The organism is Streptomyces sp. YS-3 (genome assembly GCF_045257485.1).
Lineage (GTDB): Bacteria > Actinomycetota > Actinomycetes > Streptomycetales > Streptomycetaceae > Streptomyces.
The window spans coordinates 1-864 of sequence record NZ_JBJHPC010001115.1 but is presented as its reverse complement, the minus strand read 5'-3'; the positions used below and the strand labels follow the sequence as shown (position 1 = coordinate 864).

General features: G+C 77.1%; 1 protein-coding gene. It reads left to right on the top strand.

The features are described from left to right. Positions 1 to 84 precede the first annotated feature (84 nt). A complete protein-coding gene (locus tag ACJA3G_RS37840; RefSeq protein ID WP_406557524.1) occupies positions 85 to 843 on the top strand; it encodes a class I SAM-dependent methyltransferase in 759 nt (252 codons plus the stop codon). Positions 844 to 864: the final 21 nt, after the last annotated feature.

Below are 864 nucleotides of genomic sequence, written 5' to 3'. Positions count from 1 at the left end.
CCCCCGAGGCAATAGGGTGGTCGGGCCTTCACCGTTCTTTGCCCCGCCGCCCCGCGGCGGCGCCGCGCCGAGGAGTCAACTGCCGTGCCGGACCCCATGCGCCCCCGCGCCTCTCTCCGTACCGCCGTGGTCTGGGAGGTCCTCAAGGACGCCCTCGACCGCCGGGTCAAGGCGACCGGGCGCGAGGCGCTGGACGTCCTGGACACCGGCGGCGGCTCGGGCAACTTCGCGGTGCCCCTCGCCCGCCTCGGCCACCGCGTCACCGTGGTCGACCCCAGCCCGAACGCGCTGTTCGCCCTGGAGCGCCGGGCCGCCGAGGCCGAGGTGGCCGACCGGGTCCGCGGTGTGCAGGGCGATGTGCTCGGCCTGTTCGACGTGGTGGAGCGCGGGGGTTACGACGCGGTGCTGTGCCACGGCGTCCTGGAGTACGTGGAGGACCCGGCCGCGGGCGTGCGCAACGCGGTGGACGCGCTGCGCGCCGAGGGGGCGCTGAGCCTGCTCGCGGCCGGTCTCGGCGGCGCCGTGATCGCCCGCGCGCTCGCCGGGCACTTCACCGAGGCCCGCCGGGCGCTGGGCGACCCGGCCGGGCGCTGGGGCGACGGCGACCCGGTGCCGCGGCGGTTCACGGCCGAGCAGCTCACCGAGCTGGTCGCGGCGACCGGTGTGGAGGTCGGGGCGGTGCACGGGGTACGGGTCTTCGCCGACCTGGTGCCCGGGGTCCTGGTGGACACCGAGCCGGGGGCGCTGGACGCCCTGCTCAAGCTGGAGGCGGCGGCGGCCGAGCTGCCCGCGTTCCACTCCGTGGCGACGCAGTTGCACGTGCTGGGCGAGAAGCGCGCCTGAGCGGGGGCGGGTTCTCCGGGG